Here is a 14862-nt window from a genome sequence, read left to right on the forward strand (position 1 = left end):
TCCCTTTTATTAATCAGTACCTTTTTAGGGGTACAGATCATTCAGCCCCTTTTTTTATTTTGTAATCTGGAGTTCTTTTAAGGCGCCTTCAGTTGAGGACAGCGTTTTTTGATAAAAGCTGGAAATGTATTTTCAGAGTACTTGAAGATCACATCCCCATCGCTTGTGTATTTAAAAAGTTCACTGTTTCGAATCGAACAGGTTTTTCCCACCGAATCCTTCATCACCGAACTATTGCTGGCATTTCCCGTTGGAGCACTGCCAATTTTGAAGCCACCATCAAGCAAAAGCCCCTGGTAGTTCGTGATTTCCACACCCCCTCGATTGCCGGGTTCGACATAGTCAGCCACTTTTACGCTGGCGGCGCCCGAAATGCTTTTCAACCGTGCTTTGCGGGTGTCAAAGATAAACTTATCTCCCGTGACATGAGTGACTTCCAACTCTTGGGCATCGAAGTTCCATTTAAATTTAATGTCGCTCAGCGGGCGTGGGAACATAAAGAACTCTCGCGCTGCCGTCGTCTGAGATTCATCACCAGGGCCATAGGAGTTAAACACCATGAAGAGACCCTCGGTCGAAAATAGAAAATCACGATAGACTAAGTCCACGTAACCATCCATTGGGTGCACGGAGAAAAAGCAGGAGTTGGTCGCGTCTGACCAAATCATCTGCACTTGTGTGTTGTCCTGGCGCTCAACAATATCGGGACAGGTTGTGGGGTCTGCTGCATAGACCGAACTCACCATCATCAAAAGACCAAATAAGAATGACATAGGATTTTTCTCCTCTGTCTTCTAGCTCACTTTATGCCTCTTGAGTTGTCAGCATTTATTCGCGTTCGTTAATTCTTTGGGCTAGGTCGCGCTTATTCTCAAAGACTCCGACGATGACAACGGAAATCTCAAAGAGAAGCCACATGGGCGCCAGCATCATGATCATGCTTAAAAGGTCTGGTGGAGTGATCACTGCGGCAATCACTGCAATCGTCATAATCGCGTAACGACGGTTCTTTTTCAGAAATGCCTGACTTACGACCCCTAACATACCAAGAACGACAATGACTAATGGCAATTCAAACGCCACCCCGAACATCAAACACATCTGGGTAAAGAATCCCATGTATTGATCAATCGAAATCATGGGCTTATCGATGTCGCCCCCAAAGGTCATTAGGAACTGAAACGCCATAGGCAAGGCGATGTAATAAGAAAAAAGGGCTCCTAGAAGAAAAAGTCCTGTCCCTGATAAGATGAAACCCAAAGTGTATCGTCGTTCTTTCGCATACAGGCCCGGAGCAATAAACTTCCAGACTTGATAAAGCCAAAAAGGACAAGACACAAGAATTCCACACACAAATGCGAGCTTAAGATGGGCAATAAACTTATCGAGTGGACCCGTGTAGATCAAACCACCACCTGGAAGATAGGGCGCGATGGGGGCTCTCACAAAATTGAAGATCTTCTCGCTGAAGCCATAACAAATCCCGGTGGCAATCACGAGTATATAAGCGCAATTGATCAAACGCTTACGAAGATCCGCCAAATGCTCATACAAGGACTGCGCTTTAGAATCGAGTTCTTCACTTCTCATGACGGTTTATGCTCTTCTTTTTTTTCGTCGGAACCCGCTTGTTCTGCAGGGGCTTCCTGGGGAGTGCTTGAAGATTGCGGCGTGCGAGGGGGTGGTTCGTTGAAATCAACGCGGTCCACGCGAGCTTGTTGTTTCAGCTCTTCACCTAAGACATTCGTACTTCTTTTGAGTTCATTAAGAAAACGCCCCACCGTGCGAGCCACCTCAGGAAGCTCCTTCGGCCCAATCACAATCAGGGCGAGTATTGCGAGGAAAATAATTTCTGACATGCCAAGGCCAAACATGGCGTCAGAATAGTGGAATCAGCCCTGCTTGCCAAGCTTTACTTGGTCTTGAGGAAGAGTCAAAACCCCCATTTCCACAAGTTTTTCACGAGCCAGTTCTGAACCGGTTCTCATATACCGATCATAGAGGCGCAGAATGCTTTCATCGCTTTTTACAAAGGAATGGTGACTGATATAAGTTAGGACATCGACAAAATCCAAAAACCGATGCGCGAAGGTCTTATACACCTTGGCCATTGTGTCTTCCCGCGTACAATGAGCCAAAGACGCATAGGCGGCCCCACCGATCTCGGCATAATAATCAATATCCACGATTTTACGCGATAAAGAGTCACCAAAAAAGCCGCTGATATACAGCGTCCGATCTCCCAGCTTTCGCAACATCTCCACCCTCACCGGGGGCTCGGAGTTCTGTGCTGTGAGATACATTTCCGCCAAAGTTTTTGGATTCTTTTGCCCGCTCTCATTGGCGTACTCTGCCTCAAAGAGATTGCGTGCATCGAGATAGTGCTGAAGAAGATTTACAAGATAATTTTCCACCAAAGGAAAGGTTTGAATCTTCCTCTGCGAGAGACCTTTTTGAACAAGCTCTTGAAAGAACCCTTCGGGACTTACAAAAAGCTCAATTGATTCGCTTGACGCCTTTTCCCTCATAACTCTTAGTTTAACAAAACTGAGACAGTTTTCGGTTAATGTTTTTTTGTTCCTGGGCCTAAGTCTCAAAATAGAACAGAAAAGGCCCCCGAGGGCCCTCTTCTATTTCACGTCAGAGGGACCCACAAGACTGATCACTGTGGGCTGCGCGAAAATTCGTTGCGCCAATCGCTGCACCTCTTCAGGTGTGACTGCGAAATATTTTTCCGCCACATCCAGACTTTCGCGATAGTTTAAGCCATAAATGTCATCAAACAAAATGGCGTTCCCCACCGTGCTCTTGCGTTGCAATTCGATGTCGTGACGACCGATCAGATAGCGCTGAGCCCGAGTGAGTTCTTCGGAACTAATTTTTGTTTCTGCCAACTTCTGAAACTCAGCCTTCAACATCTGAACTGCTTTTTCGGATTTCTCTGGAGAGCAGCCGATGTATCCACCGAAATATCCACACTCGATGCCCTCCATGTGCATGGGTGAAACTGAATAAGCCAAAGAGTTCTTGTCACGAAGCTCAAGAAACAGTCTGCCACCCTGTCCACTTAAAATAGACTGAATAATCTCAAGCGTAAAACGCTCGGGATCTTTTAAAGTCAGCCCCCGATAGCCCACAATAATGTGGCTTTGTTCCTTTTTAAGCTCATGGAAAAGTTTTTTGTTCTCTTTAAGGTCGCCGATCGCAAAACTATTGGTGATCTTCTCGCCTCGTGGAAGTTCTTTTGTGAGAGCCTCCATCGACTTCACCCATTTATCCTTATTGACGTCCCCGACCACGCAGATGGTCAGGTTCTTGGCGTGGGCAATTTTTCCATAGTAATTTTTAAGTTCTTTGGTGCCAATGGCCGAAATAGACTGTTCGCTGCCAATGACGTCCCGAGAATACGGATGGCCCTTAAAGATCTCTTTCATGAAGTTGAGCACACAAATCTGTGCAGGGTTGTCGTTGCGGGATTTAATCTGGTTTTTGATGATGACTTTTTCACGCTCCAGAATAGATTCAGGAAACTGCGGCGTCAGCAACGAGTCAGAGTAAATTTCCAACATTCGATCTTCAAATGGCGATAGGTAGTCCATAGAAAGACCCACAGAGTTGCGTCCCCCAAAAGCTCCGATGCCCGCAGCCATTTCATCTACTTTCAGATTGATCTCGTCCTCTGAAAATTTCTTTGAGCCCGAAAGCCAGTTGCGCGAGAACAACTCGGTCAATCCGTTCTGACTTTCATCTTCGACCCGCACACCGCCCATGAAGGCCGCCTTCATGGCGACATAAGGAGTTTCTTTCTGTTCGCGAATAAGCAGTGTCGCCCCCGAAGAAAGGAGGATTTTTTCCGTCTTCGGGGTTTGTCGTTCCGCCCCCAGATTGATGTTAAACTTTTTTGCGACAAATTTTTGTTGGGCCTTCGCTGGCTTGATTTTTTCTAGGGCTTTTTTTAGATCTTTCGAAAAACTCTTTAAGATTTTTTCCGCTTCTTTCTTTTCCATATTGGTCAAAAGAGAAAGGCCAAAAGTGTTGGCTTTAAAATATTTCCTCGCCACCTTTTGAATATCTTCGGGTTTCAAGGCGTAGATCTGTTTCATGTACTTCTTATAGTAGTCATGATCTCCATAATAGAACTCGTTGCTTCCGGCTTTTCTCGCAATGTTATCCACAGTCTCCATGGAGTAGACCTCATGGCTTGCGAAGTTCGTAATCGCTTTTTGCATTTCTGCCGCCGTCGGCGGGGTTTCAATGATTCGGGTCATTTCAGGAATGAGTGCTTGCAAAGCCCTTCCTAGATTCTCCTTTTCAAGATTGAAGGAAATTGCAAAAAGACCGTCATCTTGCATCGAATAGCTAAATGATCCCACGGAGTTTGTAAGGGGTTCTTTGATGCGCAGACTTTGCATTAGGCGCGATGAGTCCCCCTGGCCCAGAATGGCCGACAACACCTCCAGCGCCGCAATATCCTTGTTTTTTACGCTGGGAATTCTCCAGGTCAGATATCCCGTTGTCTGTTCAAATTTAGCGTGCTCAACCTTAATGCGAATATTCTTTTGTGCGGGCTCTTTGCTGCGAGAAACCTTACGAAGCTTGTAAGGCGCAAATTCGCCAAACATTTGCTCCACCTTCTTTTTCATTTCTTTCGAATCAAAATCCCCGGCTACAACCAGGAACATATTTGAAGGCACATAGCGGCTTTGATAATACTCACGAATTTTCTTGGGGGACACCTTGTTCACAACTTTGTCGTAGCCGATCACGGGTCGGCCATAGGGACTTTTCTTGAATACGTTTGTGAACAAGAGCTGACTGGCGCGACGGCCGGGGCTGTCTTGACCTCGTTTGATTTCTTCTATGACCACTTCGCGCTCGTTATCAATTTCTTGCGAATCAAAGGTTGGAAAGCCCATCATCTCGCTAATCACATCCAAGGCGACATCCGAGAATTGCTTGGAAATCGTCACATAAAAGACGGTCTGATCAAAAGAGGTATAGGCATTAAGCTCTCCGCCAGATCCCTCAACAGTCGCCGCAATTTCTCCGACTTTATATTTGCGAGTGCCTTTAAAGACCAGATGCTCGATAAAGTGAGAAATCCCCTCCTCGCCCTTTTTTTCATCCGCAGAGCCTGTTTTCACCCACATTTGAACTGAGACCACCGGTGACTTATGGCTTTCCAAGAAAAGGACTTTGAGACCGTTTTTTAGTTGAAATTTTTTAGACATACTCTAGATAACTCCCATGGCATTTGGCGTCTACGTTCACATTCCTTACTGCATTCAGCGCTGCACATATTGTGACTTCGCAACTTACGAGCAAAGTAAGATTTTGCCGCCGGATCAGTACGTCGAATTGCTCTTTAAAGAAATTCGCCAGAAGCATCGGTATTACACCCCCCAAAGTCTTGATACGATCTATTTTGGAGGAGGAACACCCAGCTTGATCCCTGCTCATCTTATTGTAGCGATTATCAAAGAGCTGGGAAGGTTTGGGTATACAACTAGACCCGACACCGAAATCACTATCGAAATTAATCCGGCAACGATCGACGAAGAAAAATTGAAAGTCTATTTAGACCATGGAGTAAATCGTTTTAGTGTAGGCGCTCAAACTTTTGATGATCGCTTGTTGAAAGTGGTGAATCGCGAACACTCGGCCCGGCAAACTCTCCAGACGCTGGACCTTTTGCGAGCCTACGATCTTAACTTCAGCTTCGACATCCTATTTGCGCTCCCATCCCAAACGGTGGCTGGCCTTAAAAACGATGTCAAAATCGCCATTGAACAAGGCGCGCGACATATCAGTCCTTATTGCCTGACCGTTCCTGATGGTCATCCGCTATCTAAAGGCCGACCTGTCGACGACGAACAGATTGAGATGTTCGATATTATCGCCACAGAACTCACGGAGAATGGTTTTCAACAGTATGAGATCTCTAACTTTGCACGCCCCGGCTTTGAGTCTCGACATAATATGCTTTATTGGGTTGATGAGCCTTATTGGAGCCTTGGCCTGAGTGCCCACTCTTACTCCAAGGAGTCCGCCTGGGGAACACGCTATTGGAATATCAATTCTATCGGCGAATACCAAAAGCAGATCCTCGCCTTTGATGGTCAGGAATTTGCGACCCCCACCCAGCATTTACCGAAAGAGCAGTACGAGATCCTTGAAATGCATCAGGCGCTCACCGACTTTTGTCATACTTCGATGCGTTTAATGCGAGGGCTCAAAACAGAGCAGTTGGCTCAAAAATTTCCAGCCTCTGTTCAAGAAAAAGTATTTGGTCTTCTTAAAGGGCTTGAGGAAAAATCTTGGGTTCAACATGACAACGGGCATTGGTCTTTAACTCGTTCTGGCCTGGTTCTAAGCAACAAAGTATTTCAAGAACTGACCTTCCTTGAGGGGGATGTTTAGGGACTGGTCTGGGACCCTCGCGCATTGACAATCCTAAATCAATACACAATCTTAAGTATTGCGAAAGGATGTGCCATGTCAGAAGAAAACAACTCTCAAAACTCCAATCCTCCAAAGAATGAAAATTTGGATGCCTCTTCTGAAATTCAAAAGCTGCAAGAGCAAGCTGAGAAATTCAAAAATGACTATCTTTATCTGCGTGCCGAGTTTGAAAACTACAAGCGCAACGCCATCAAAGAGCGCTCTGATTTGATGAAATACGGGGGCGAACGTTTTATTCGCGAACTTCTTGAGGTTGTCGATAATTTTGAACGCGCCCTTCAGGTCAATGTCGGAGCAGAAAACTTCAACACCTATAAACAAGGTGTCGAGTTGACGGCCCAGGAGCTTAAGTCCTTGCTGCAAAGAAATGCCGTCACCGAAGTTCCTTCTCATGGAACTCCTTTTGATCCGATGGTGCATGAAGCTCTCGGTGCTGAGCCCTCTGAACAAGTCGCGCCGGGGCATATTCTTCGTGTCTTTAAAAAGCCATATAAACTTCATGATAAATTAATTCGTCCCGGGCAAGTGGTTGTCGCCAAAAAGCCGGAATAAGTGGGTGTTGATTGTCTAAAAAAGACTTCTACTCTATTTTAGGTGTTGCAAGATCAGCCTCTCCAGAGGAAATAAAAAAAGCGTATCGCAAGCTAGCGATGCAATATCATCCTGACAAAAATCCTGGAGATAAAAAGGCCGAGGAAAAGTTCAAAGAGATCAGCGAAGCTTACGACACCCTCAGCGATACCAAGAAACGTGAAATGTACGACCAATTCGGCCATGCTGGCGCCCAAGGATTCGGCGGCGCCGGAGGTCCCTTTGGGGGCGCTGGAGGCGGCTTTGGCGGTTTCGGGGGCGCAGGACGTTCACAAGCCGGTGGAGACCCTTTCCAAGATATCTTTGGCGATGTCTTTGGTGATATCTTCGGTGCAGGACGAGGCCCTGGCGCTGGAGGCCCTCGCACTCGTCGACAACAAACTAAGGGCACAGATCTTCGTTACACTCTCAATATTTCATTTGAAGACTCTGCTCTTGGTTGCGAAAAAGTGATCAGCTTTATGCGCCAGCGTGGCAACAAAGAGGAGTCCGCAAAACTCTCTGTCAACGTGCCTGCAGGCGTAAAGGAAGGTCAACGACTTAAGTTGGCGGGCGAGGGAGATGCTGCGCCTGGTGGCGGAACTCCCGGGGATCTTTACGTGATCGTCAACATTCAAGATCATGCCCTTTTTAAGCGCAGTGAAAACGATGTCACTTTGGATCTACCAATTATTTATACAGACGCCATTTTAGGAACAAACATTGAGGTTCCAACTTTAACAGGGAAAGCGATGATTCGTATTCCACCGGGAACTCACTCTGGCCAGACCTTCCGCCTGAAGGGAAAGGGTTTCCCTAAGATAGGTGGATTCGGATCTGGAGACATGTTGGTGCGAATTCTTGTCGATACTCCTCCTCATCTTTCCGCGCGACAAAAAGAACTTATCGAAGAACTGTCCAAGGGTGCGGAAACAACTCCCTTAGTAAAGTCTTTCCAGGAAAAAGTGTCTCAGCTTATGAGGAACAGAAAATGACCCCACGATTTACTCTTTTACTTGGGGCCTGCCTTTTGGCCTCGTGCACGACCGTCGCAACAAAGAAGCGCACCGCCTTCAAGCAACCCTATAAGCCACCGACAGCCGCTGCAGAAAAAAGACCCAAAGCCCTCGCGGGAATGAGCGCAGGAAAAGCTCCTGAACCGGCGAAGAGCGAGTCAAAAGCTCAGGACGCCATGGGGTACCTTAAGTCTTTAGTAGACAAGTCTGTCCAGGCGCCGAACAAGCAGGAGCAAGACTCTAACCGTCTTCACGCCATTGATATCGTCGAAAACAAGCTCAATGAAGAACAACTTGAGGACGTCGCAGACAATTCAGATTTTGGTTTCTTGCGCGGCCACGCGATGTTTAGATTGGGAGAAAACGCTCTTGAACACAAAGACACCTCGGCTGCAAAAAAATATTTTTCAGGAGTTATAGATTATCTGCCCGGAAGTGATCTTGCGGTTCGAGCTCAAGAAATCGTTCAACAACTTGAAGCCGCAAAGAACGTTCAAACTCAAACAGTCGGTGTTGTTCTACCTTTGAGTGGAAAAAACGCTCCTGTGGGTCAGCGCGCTTTGCGCGGCCTTGAGATGGGTTTGGGCCTTCACATTCCCGGTTCAGGATTTAAGTTGGCCGTCATGGACAGTGAGGGGAATCCCGACTCTGCCCGCCGAGGCGTCGAGCGTCTTGTTAAAGAAGATAACGTGATTGCCATCGTGGGAAGCCTGTTAAGCAAAACGGCACCTGCCGTGGCCGCAAAGTCTGATGAACTGGGTGTCCCGACCATTGCCCTCTCGCAAAGATCCGGTTTGACGGAAATTGGGCCGACAGTTTTTAGAAACTCCCTGACAAGTGGGATGCAAGTCCGCGCCTTGGTTCGCACCGCCATGGAAGACTTGGGTATGAAGAAGTTTGCTATTCTTTATCCCAACGATCTTTATGGGGTTGAGTTCACAAATATTTTCTGGGACGAAGTTTTAGCTCGAGGCGGGCAAATTACAGCGGTGCAAACGTATTCAACAAAAGAAACAGATTTCAGACTTGTCATTCAGCGACTCGTCGGAACGTATTTTGGAGAAGCTCGCCAAGACGAGTTTTCGGTACGACTGAAAGAGCTTCAACATGCTGACAAAAAAAGATCGGTCCGCCAATCCAACTTAGAAACAGTTCTTCCTCCCATTGCTGATTTTGATGCCGTCTTTATTCCTGACAGCGCAAAGGCCATGGGGCAAATCTCTGCCATGCTTTCCTACAATGACGTTCGCAACGTGAAGTTGATGGGAACAAATCTGTGGAACACCAAGGATGTCGCTCGCAGAGCTGGGAATTTTTCTAATAATCTTCTTTTTGTGGATAGCGTTTCTCCCACCACCCACAACAAGGCTCGTTTTGTGACTGAGTATAAAGCTCTTTACAATGAAGAGCCCTCCCTCATTGAGATTCAGGCTTACGATGCGGGCCTTATTTTGCGTCAATTGATCGCCTCAGGAGCCAGTTCTCGCGAAGACCTCACCAAGCGCCTGACTGAACTTAAACACTTCCCTGGAGCCCTGGGCTCTGTCTCCATGAGCTCCGAACGGGAGATTGAGCGCCCTGTGACCCCCCTAACTATTGAAAAAGGCGAAGTTATTCCCCTTAATGTCACCAAATAGAGTCCATAAGAATATTTTATGACGATTTTTTAACCCCCTTTTTGGGATGCCCCGTCTAAGAATCACCTGCGGCGAAGACGCTGCAAAATTCTAAAGAAGGGGGTTGTTATGACGAATCGTATTTCTGAAAACTTAGTGATGGAGTGCAGAAAGAAACTTCTTATTGCAAAGCAGGACGTTTTAAACCGCTTCAGAACAGCCCAGCGCGAACTTGTCCACGCCGAAAAAGGTGGTGACGAGGCCGATCAATCTGTCGCTCACATCGAGGAACACTCTTTTTTAGTTTCCCAGGAGCGCATGAGAAATCAACTGGTCGAGATCGAGATGGCCCTGGCCCGCATCGAACAGGGCACCTTCGGTGTTTGCGAGGAGACCGAAGAAATGATTGAAGCCGATCGCCTTTTAGCAATTCCTTGGACACGCCTCAGTATCGAAGGCGCAGAGCTTCGAGAAGCAGTCAGTCGTAGATTTGCGCGCTAGCGCTCGAGAATCGCCACAATGGCGCGAGTCATGGCGCTGCTTACTAAAGCATCACGCAGCGCTTTTTTGATGACATGAATCCATTCCCCCGTAATAAGGAATCCGACTTCGGCCAGGATCATCATATCGGGGGGTGAGATGAACGTAACCGAACTTTCGGAAACCGAGTTAAAAAATTTGAAGGACTCTTTGCTCTTCCAAAAGAGCTCGATCCTTAATAAGACACACGAGTTCAAGGCGGAACAATCCAGCATTTCATCCGTTGCGGATGAGGCTGAAGTAGCGTCACTTGATATCTCGAACAACATCTCCATTCATTTGCATGAAAGAGACCGCACGGCTCTTTACGCCATCGAAAAAGCGTTGGGTAAGATTGCGGATGGGACTTATGGTCAGTGTGAGTCCTGTGGTGAAACCATTGGGGCACGCCGACTTCAGGCCAGACCTTTCACGGCCCTTTGTATTGAATGTATGGAAGAACAAGAGAACCATTCTAATGTTTTCCAATAAAATCTGATTTATTTCATTGGATGAAGTCCGCTGACATGGATGTCAGTCCAATTTTTCAAATTTGATTCAAGCTCCCACTGTCTCACGCCGAGAAGACTCATACTAGAAAACATAAATTCCCGCATTACGCGGAGGAGCGGTATGAGTTTTGACGACAAAGTCCTAGAAATCCCACAGACCCTGCCCATGTTACCTGTGAGAGACATCGTAGTTTTCCCCTACATGATCATTCCCTTGTTTGTAGGTCGCGATGCTTCTATCCGTTCTGTTGAAGAGGCCTTGGCGAAGAATCGTTTGATCTTCTTGGCTTCTCAAAAAGATATCACCGAAGAAAATCCCTCTCCTGATAACATCTACACAGTAGGAACTGTGGCGATGATCATGAGAATGAGAAAGCTTTCTGATGGTCGCGTAAAAATCCTTATTCAAGGGGTTGCAAAGGGTCGCGTGAAAAACTTCACGAAGACAGCTCCCTCTTTTGAAGTGGCTGTTGAAAAGATCGAAGAAACTCCAACACCAAAAACTGTTGTAGAAAATGAGGCTTTGATCAGAACTGCGAAAGAACACATCGAGCGCATCATTGCTCTCGGCCGTCCCCTTTCGCCAGATATTCTTTTGGTTTTAGATGATGTCTCTGACCCAGGTCGCGTTGCAGATCTTATTGCTTCCAATCTTGGCGTTAAAGTTCAAGACGCTCAAAAAGTTCTTGAGACTTCTGATGCCACAGAAAGACTTAAGCTTGTGAACGAAATCTTGGCGGCAGAGCTTGAAGTGATGCAGAGCCAACAAAAAACTCGTGGTGGCGCCAAGGAAGATATGTCCAAGTCGCAACGTGAGTACTTCTTGCGTGAGCAAATGAAGGCTATAAAGAATGAGCTTGGAGAAGGCGACTCCAAATCCGAAGAAATGGATGAGCTTCGCGAAAAGCTGATGAATGCTGGAATGCCTCCTCAGGTTGAAACAGAAGCCTTAAAACAATTAGGCCGCCTTGAAAGAATGCACCCAGACGCTTCTGAAGCCACAATGGTTCGCACCTACCTTGACTGGATGGCGGATCTTCCTTGGAGTAAAAAGTCCGAAGATCATATTGATCTTAAACGTTCCAAGGAAATCTTGGACGAAGACCACTATGAACTAGAAAAAGCAAAAGATCGTATCATGGAGTTCTTGGCTGTTAGAAAACTTAAGCCAAACTTAAAAGGTCCAATCCTTTGTTTCGGTGGCCCTCCAGGGGTTGGTAAAACATCTCTTGGAAAATCCATCGCCAGAGCCATGGGCCGTGAATACTTCCGCATCGCCTTGGGCGGCGTGAAGGATGAGGCTGAAATCCGTGGTCACAGAAGAACTTATGTTGGCGCAATGCCCGGTAAAATTATCCAGGCCCTTCGCCAGGCGAAGACAAACAACCCTGTTATCGTTCTTGATGAAGTTGATAAATTGGGTTCTGACTTCCGTGGCGACCCCTCAGCGGCTATGCTAGAGGTGTTGGATCCAGAACAAAACTCAACTTTCCGTGACAACTATTTGAATGTCGATTTCGATCTTTCAAATGTGTTGTTCATCGCCACTGCCAATGTGTTGGAAAATATTCCACCCGCATTGCGCGATCGTATGGAAATTCTGAACATTCCTGGTTACACAGAGAATGACAAACTTTTGATCACTAAAAAGCATTTGATCAGAAGACAAGTGGAAGCTAATGGCATCACTGACGCCAACATCCGATTTACTGATGAAGGTATCAAGTACTTGATCGCGGGCTACACTCGCGAAGCAGGCCTTCGTAACCTAGAGCGCGAAGTGGGTTCTGTGTGCCGTAAAGTAGCAAAAATGGTTGTTATGGATGAAGCCCAATTTGTGGAAATCAACGCAACAACTGTTCCCGAGCTTTTAGGGCCTCCAAGATTCCAACGCGATGACAAGATCGCTGACTCTCAGGTGGGAGTAGTTCAAGGTCTTGCGTGGACACAGGCCGGTGGTGAAGTTCTCACTATCGAAGCTTTGAAAATGAAGGGGAAAGGGCATCTTGCTTTGACCGGCCAACTTGGCGACGTCATGAAAGAGTCTGCTCACGCAGCGATGTCTTATGCTCGCGCTCATCAAGAAGAGCTTGGGATCCCCGAAGACTTCTTTGAGAAATACGATGTTCACGTTCACTTGCCTGCGGGAGCGATTCCTAAAGATGGACCTTCTGCTGGTATCACGCTCACAACAGCTCTTGTGAGTTTGATGACGGGAACCCCTGTTCGTCACGATATTGCGATGACAGGTGAGGTGACCCTACAGGGTCGCGTTCTTCCGGTCGGTGGAATCCGTGAAAAATGTTTAGCCGCTTTGAATCTTGGAATTACAAACATCATCATCCCGCTGGCTTGCCAGAAGGATCTTGCTGATATTCCCAAGATTTTCAAAGACAAAATCAACTTTATCTTGGCTGAAAATCTTGATGAAGTATTTGCGGTGGCTTTCGATAAGAGCGCCAAAGCTCAAGAGAAAAAGCCAACGCTTAAGAAAGATCCAAAAAAATCAAAGAGCTTGGCTGCTTAATTACGAGTAGTTCAAGCCCATCGCCCCTCCCGAAACGATGAAGAAGAAGGACTGAGCAATCAGTCCTTCTTCTTTTTCAAATCCGAGAAAACTCAAAAAAGCACATGGGATCCAAAACCCGTTTTGTTTATTTGTCCGCTAAGGATCCACTCTGCTTCGTTTAGAAATATTAAATCTCTCCAGCCTCGGCCCAATTTTCCTTCCTGGCCTTCTTTTCCCACCTTCACTAACGCTACGATAGATGAATGGGGTTCAATAATGCGCGTTCTTGATCTCGGGGTTATTTCCAATAACGAAAGATTTCGCCGTCGAGCCGAACTTGTGGCGCGCTTTTTTGATTTTGAATTTCGCCTTTTTAAGAACGACGAAGATTTTTTTTCAAATTCAGGCGACTACAAAGGCATTAGCTGTGTTGTTCTGGATTGCAGTGAGTTGACCAAGCCCAACGAAGTGGCTGGTCAAGTTCAAGTGGCCAAACAGGCGGCTCCCGAAAGTTATATTCTCACGGTCGTCAGCTCTAAGCTGTCTCCCGAGGATGCGCGAATTGTGAAGACCTCCGGGGCGTCCTTAGTGATTATGGAGAACGAGTATTTTTCATCCAGCAAACCCGAGTTCATTCTTTCTCAGGTCATTCGCTCAACATATTTTCCCATTAAAGCCTTGGATCTGGTTCAAGGAACAGAGGTTTCGTTTCCCATCTTTCATCTTCTCTCTGTCAACAAGCGCTTTTTAAAAATCGCAAAACCAGGATACAAAGTTGGAAAAGACTTTCTGGAAAAATATGCCGACGTCGGCGACCTCTACCTTCAAAGAAGCGACTTGCCCGCGTGGGTTCAGTACACAAACCTTCACTCAACAGAGGGAGCTGAAAGTCACCTACGCAAGTGTCGTCTTCGATTCTTGCAATTAAATCAGTCTTTCTTAAACTTGATCCTTTTGATCACGGATCAAAGTTCGGCGGCTTCATTTGCTCAAGGGCGCGAGCTGTTTGAGATCTGTGAGGGTTTTGCCGCTGACTTGCTGGATTCCATGGCGGATCTTCCAGATCCTTGGAGCGTGATCAGCAATTCAGCAATTGGAGATTTCGGATCCGTGGAGCGTGCGCCGGCCATTGCCGCTTATGCGGGCATCTTAAGCTCTCAAGCACGAATGGGAAATCCAAAAGAAGTGATGATCGGAGCCCTGCTTGCGGATGTTGGCTTTCTGGATCTCAGTCCTTCAACGACCGAGAAGGTTCGCCAAAATCGATTGAATGACCTCAACGCTGAAGAAAAGATGGAATATCAGAAACACCCCATCTACAGCTTAAATCAATGTCTTTCAAGAAAGCTGCCTCTCAGCGAAGACATCAAAGAGATCATCATCCAAAGCCATGAACGTATGGATCAAAGGGGTTTTCCCCACCATGTACGCTCCGATAAACTCAATGAAGCCGGAATGTTGGTACGACTTTGCTGGGATTTGGATATGCGCTGCCAGGTGCGCATGGGCGAAAAGCGGGTCGATATTAAAGAAGTGAAACAAAAACTCTCGGAATCGGCCACCAATGATACTGGAAATTACTCGTTTATCTTTTTAAACAAGATTCTCAAGCTTCTTAATAAGCCAGAAAATAACGGCGAAGTGATAGTCGTCTAAAA

At 46.6% G+C, this 14862-nt stretch carries 14 protein-coding genes; 8 read left to right on the forward strand and 6 right to left on the reverse strand.

What is annotated here, in order from left to right; translation table 11 throughout:
- Nucleotides 1–77: 77 nt before the first annotated feature.
- The 5 genes from ACM64D_RS12825 to ACM64D_RS12845 all read right to left on the reverse strand — a co-directional run bounded on the left by ACM64D_RS12825 (nucleotide 78) and on the right by ACM64D_RS12845 (nucleotide 5231).
- Nucleotides 78–773, reverse strand: coding sequence for a hypothetical protein (locus ACM64D_RS12825; protein ID WP_415063620.1), 696 nt, complete (start codon nucleotides 771–773; stop codon nucleotides 78–80).
- 55 nt (nucleotides 774–828) lie between these two features.
- A complete protein-coding gene (gene tatC / locus ACM64D_RS12830; RefSeq protein WP_415063621.1) occupies nucleotides 829–1590 on the reverse strand; it encodes a twin-arginine translocase subunit TatC in 762 nt (253 codons plus the stop codon).
- Nucleotides 1587–1874 carry a twin-arginine translocase TatA/TatE family subunit gene (locus ACM64D_RS12835; protein WP_415063622.1) on the reverse strand — a complete coding sequence of 96 codons (288 nt, stop codon included), beginning with the start codon at nucleotides 1872–1874 and terminating at the stop codon, nucleotides 1587–1589. The genes tatC and ACM64D_RS12835 overlap by 4 nt, the downstream gene beginning before the upstream one ends.
- A gap of 18 nt (nucleotides 1875–1892) precedes the next feature.
- Nucleotides 1893–2528, reverse strand: coding sequence for a hypothetical protein (locus tag ACM64D_RS12840; protein WP_415063623.1), 636 nt, complete (start codon nucleotides 2526–2528; stop codon nucleotides 1893–1895).
- A gap of 102 nt (nucleotides 2529–2630) precedes the next feature.
- Nucleotides 2631–5231: a M16 family metallopeptidase gene (locus ACM64D_RS12845; RefSeq protein WP_415063624.1), complete on the reverse strand. Its 2601-nt coding sequence runs from the start codon at nucleotides 5229–5231 to the stop codon at nucleotides 2631–2633.
- Nucleotides 5232–5247: 16 nt separating this feature from the next.
- Between ACM64D_RS12845 and hemW the strand changes: the two genes are divergently transcribed.
- The 5 genes from hemW (at nucleotide 5248) to ACM64D_RS12870 (ending at nucleotide 10165) form a co-directional block, all read left to right on the forward strand.
- Entirely contained in the window at nucleotides 5248–6420 is a 1173-nt protein-coding gene (gene hemW / locus ACM64D_RS12850) for a radical SAM family heme chaperone HemW (RefSeq protein WP_415063625.1), read from the forward strand.
- A gap of 75 nt (nucleotides 6421–6495) precedes the next feature.
- A complete protein-coding gene (gene grpE / locus ACM64D_RS12855; protein WP_415063626.1) occupies nucleotides 6496–7014 on the forward strand; it encodes a nucleotide exchange factor GrpE in 519 nt (172 codons plus the stop codon).
- A gap of 11 nt (nucleotides 7015–7025) precedes the next feature.
- On the forward strand, nucleotides 7026–8027 hold the full coding sequence (locus tag ACM64D_RS12860; protein WP_415063627.1) for a DnaJ C-terminal domain-containing protein: 1002 nt from the start codon (nucleotides 7026–7028) through the stop codon (nucleotides 8025–8027).
- Nucleotides 8024–9685 (forward strand): penicillin-binding protein activator, encoded by a 1662-nt coding sequence (locus ACM64D_RS12865; protein WP_415063628.1) that lies wholly within the window; start codon nucleotides 8024–8026, stop codon nucleotides 9683–9685. The genes ACM64D_RS12860 and ACM64D_RS12865 overlap by 4 nt, the downstream gene beginning before the upstream one ends.
- 108 nt (nucleotides 9686–9793) lie before the next feature.
- Nucleotides 9794–10165, forward strand: coding sequence for a TraR/DksA family transcriptional regulator (locus ACM64D_RS12870; protein ID WP_415063629.1), 372 nt, complete (start codon nucleotides 9794–9796; stop codon nucleotides 10163–10165).
- Here the strand turns inward: ACM64D_RS12870 and ACM64D_RS12875 are convergent.
- Nucleotides 10162–10290, reverse strand: coding sequence for a hypothetical protein (locus ACM64D_RS12875; RefSeq protein ID WP_415063630.1), 129 nt, complete (start codon nucleotides 10288–10290; stop codon nucleotides 10162–10164). The two genes, ACM64D_RS12870 and ACM64D_RS12875, sit on opposite strands and share 4 nt — an antisense overlap.
- A gap of 13 nt (nucleotides 10291–10303) precedes the next feature.
- On the opposite strand from ACM64D_RS12875, the gene ACM64D_RS12880 reads away from it, so the two are divergent.
- From ACM64D_RS12880 to ACM64D_RS12890, 3 genes are all read left to right on the forward strand, one after another.
- Complete coding sequence (locus ACM64D_RS12880; protein ID WP_415063631.1) at nucleotides 10304–10675, forward strand: TraR/DksA family transcriptional regulator; 372 nt, start codon at nucleotides 10304–10306, stop codon at nucleotides 10673–10675.
- 141 nt (nucleotides 10676–10816) lie between these two features.
- Entirely contained in the window at nucleotides 10817–13222 is a 2406-nt protein-coding gene (lon, locus tag ACM64D_RS12885) for an endopeptidase La (RefSeq protein WP_415063632.1), read from the forward strand.
- A gap of 258 nt (nucleotides 13223–13480) precedes the next feature.
- A complete protein-coding gene (locus tag ACM64D_RS12890; protein WP_415063633.1) occupies nucleotides 13481–14860 on the forward strand; it encodes an HD domain-containing phosphohydrolase in 1380 nt (459 codons plus the stop codon).
- Nucleotides 14861–14862 lie beyond the last annotated feature (2 nt).

Source organism: Bdellovibrio sp. (assembly GCF_047637665.1).
Classification (GTDB): Bacteria; Bdellovibrionota; Bdellovibrionia; order Bdellovibrionales; family Bdellovibrionaceae; genus Bdellovibrio.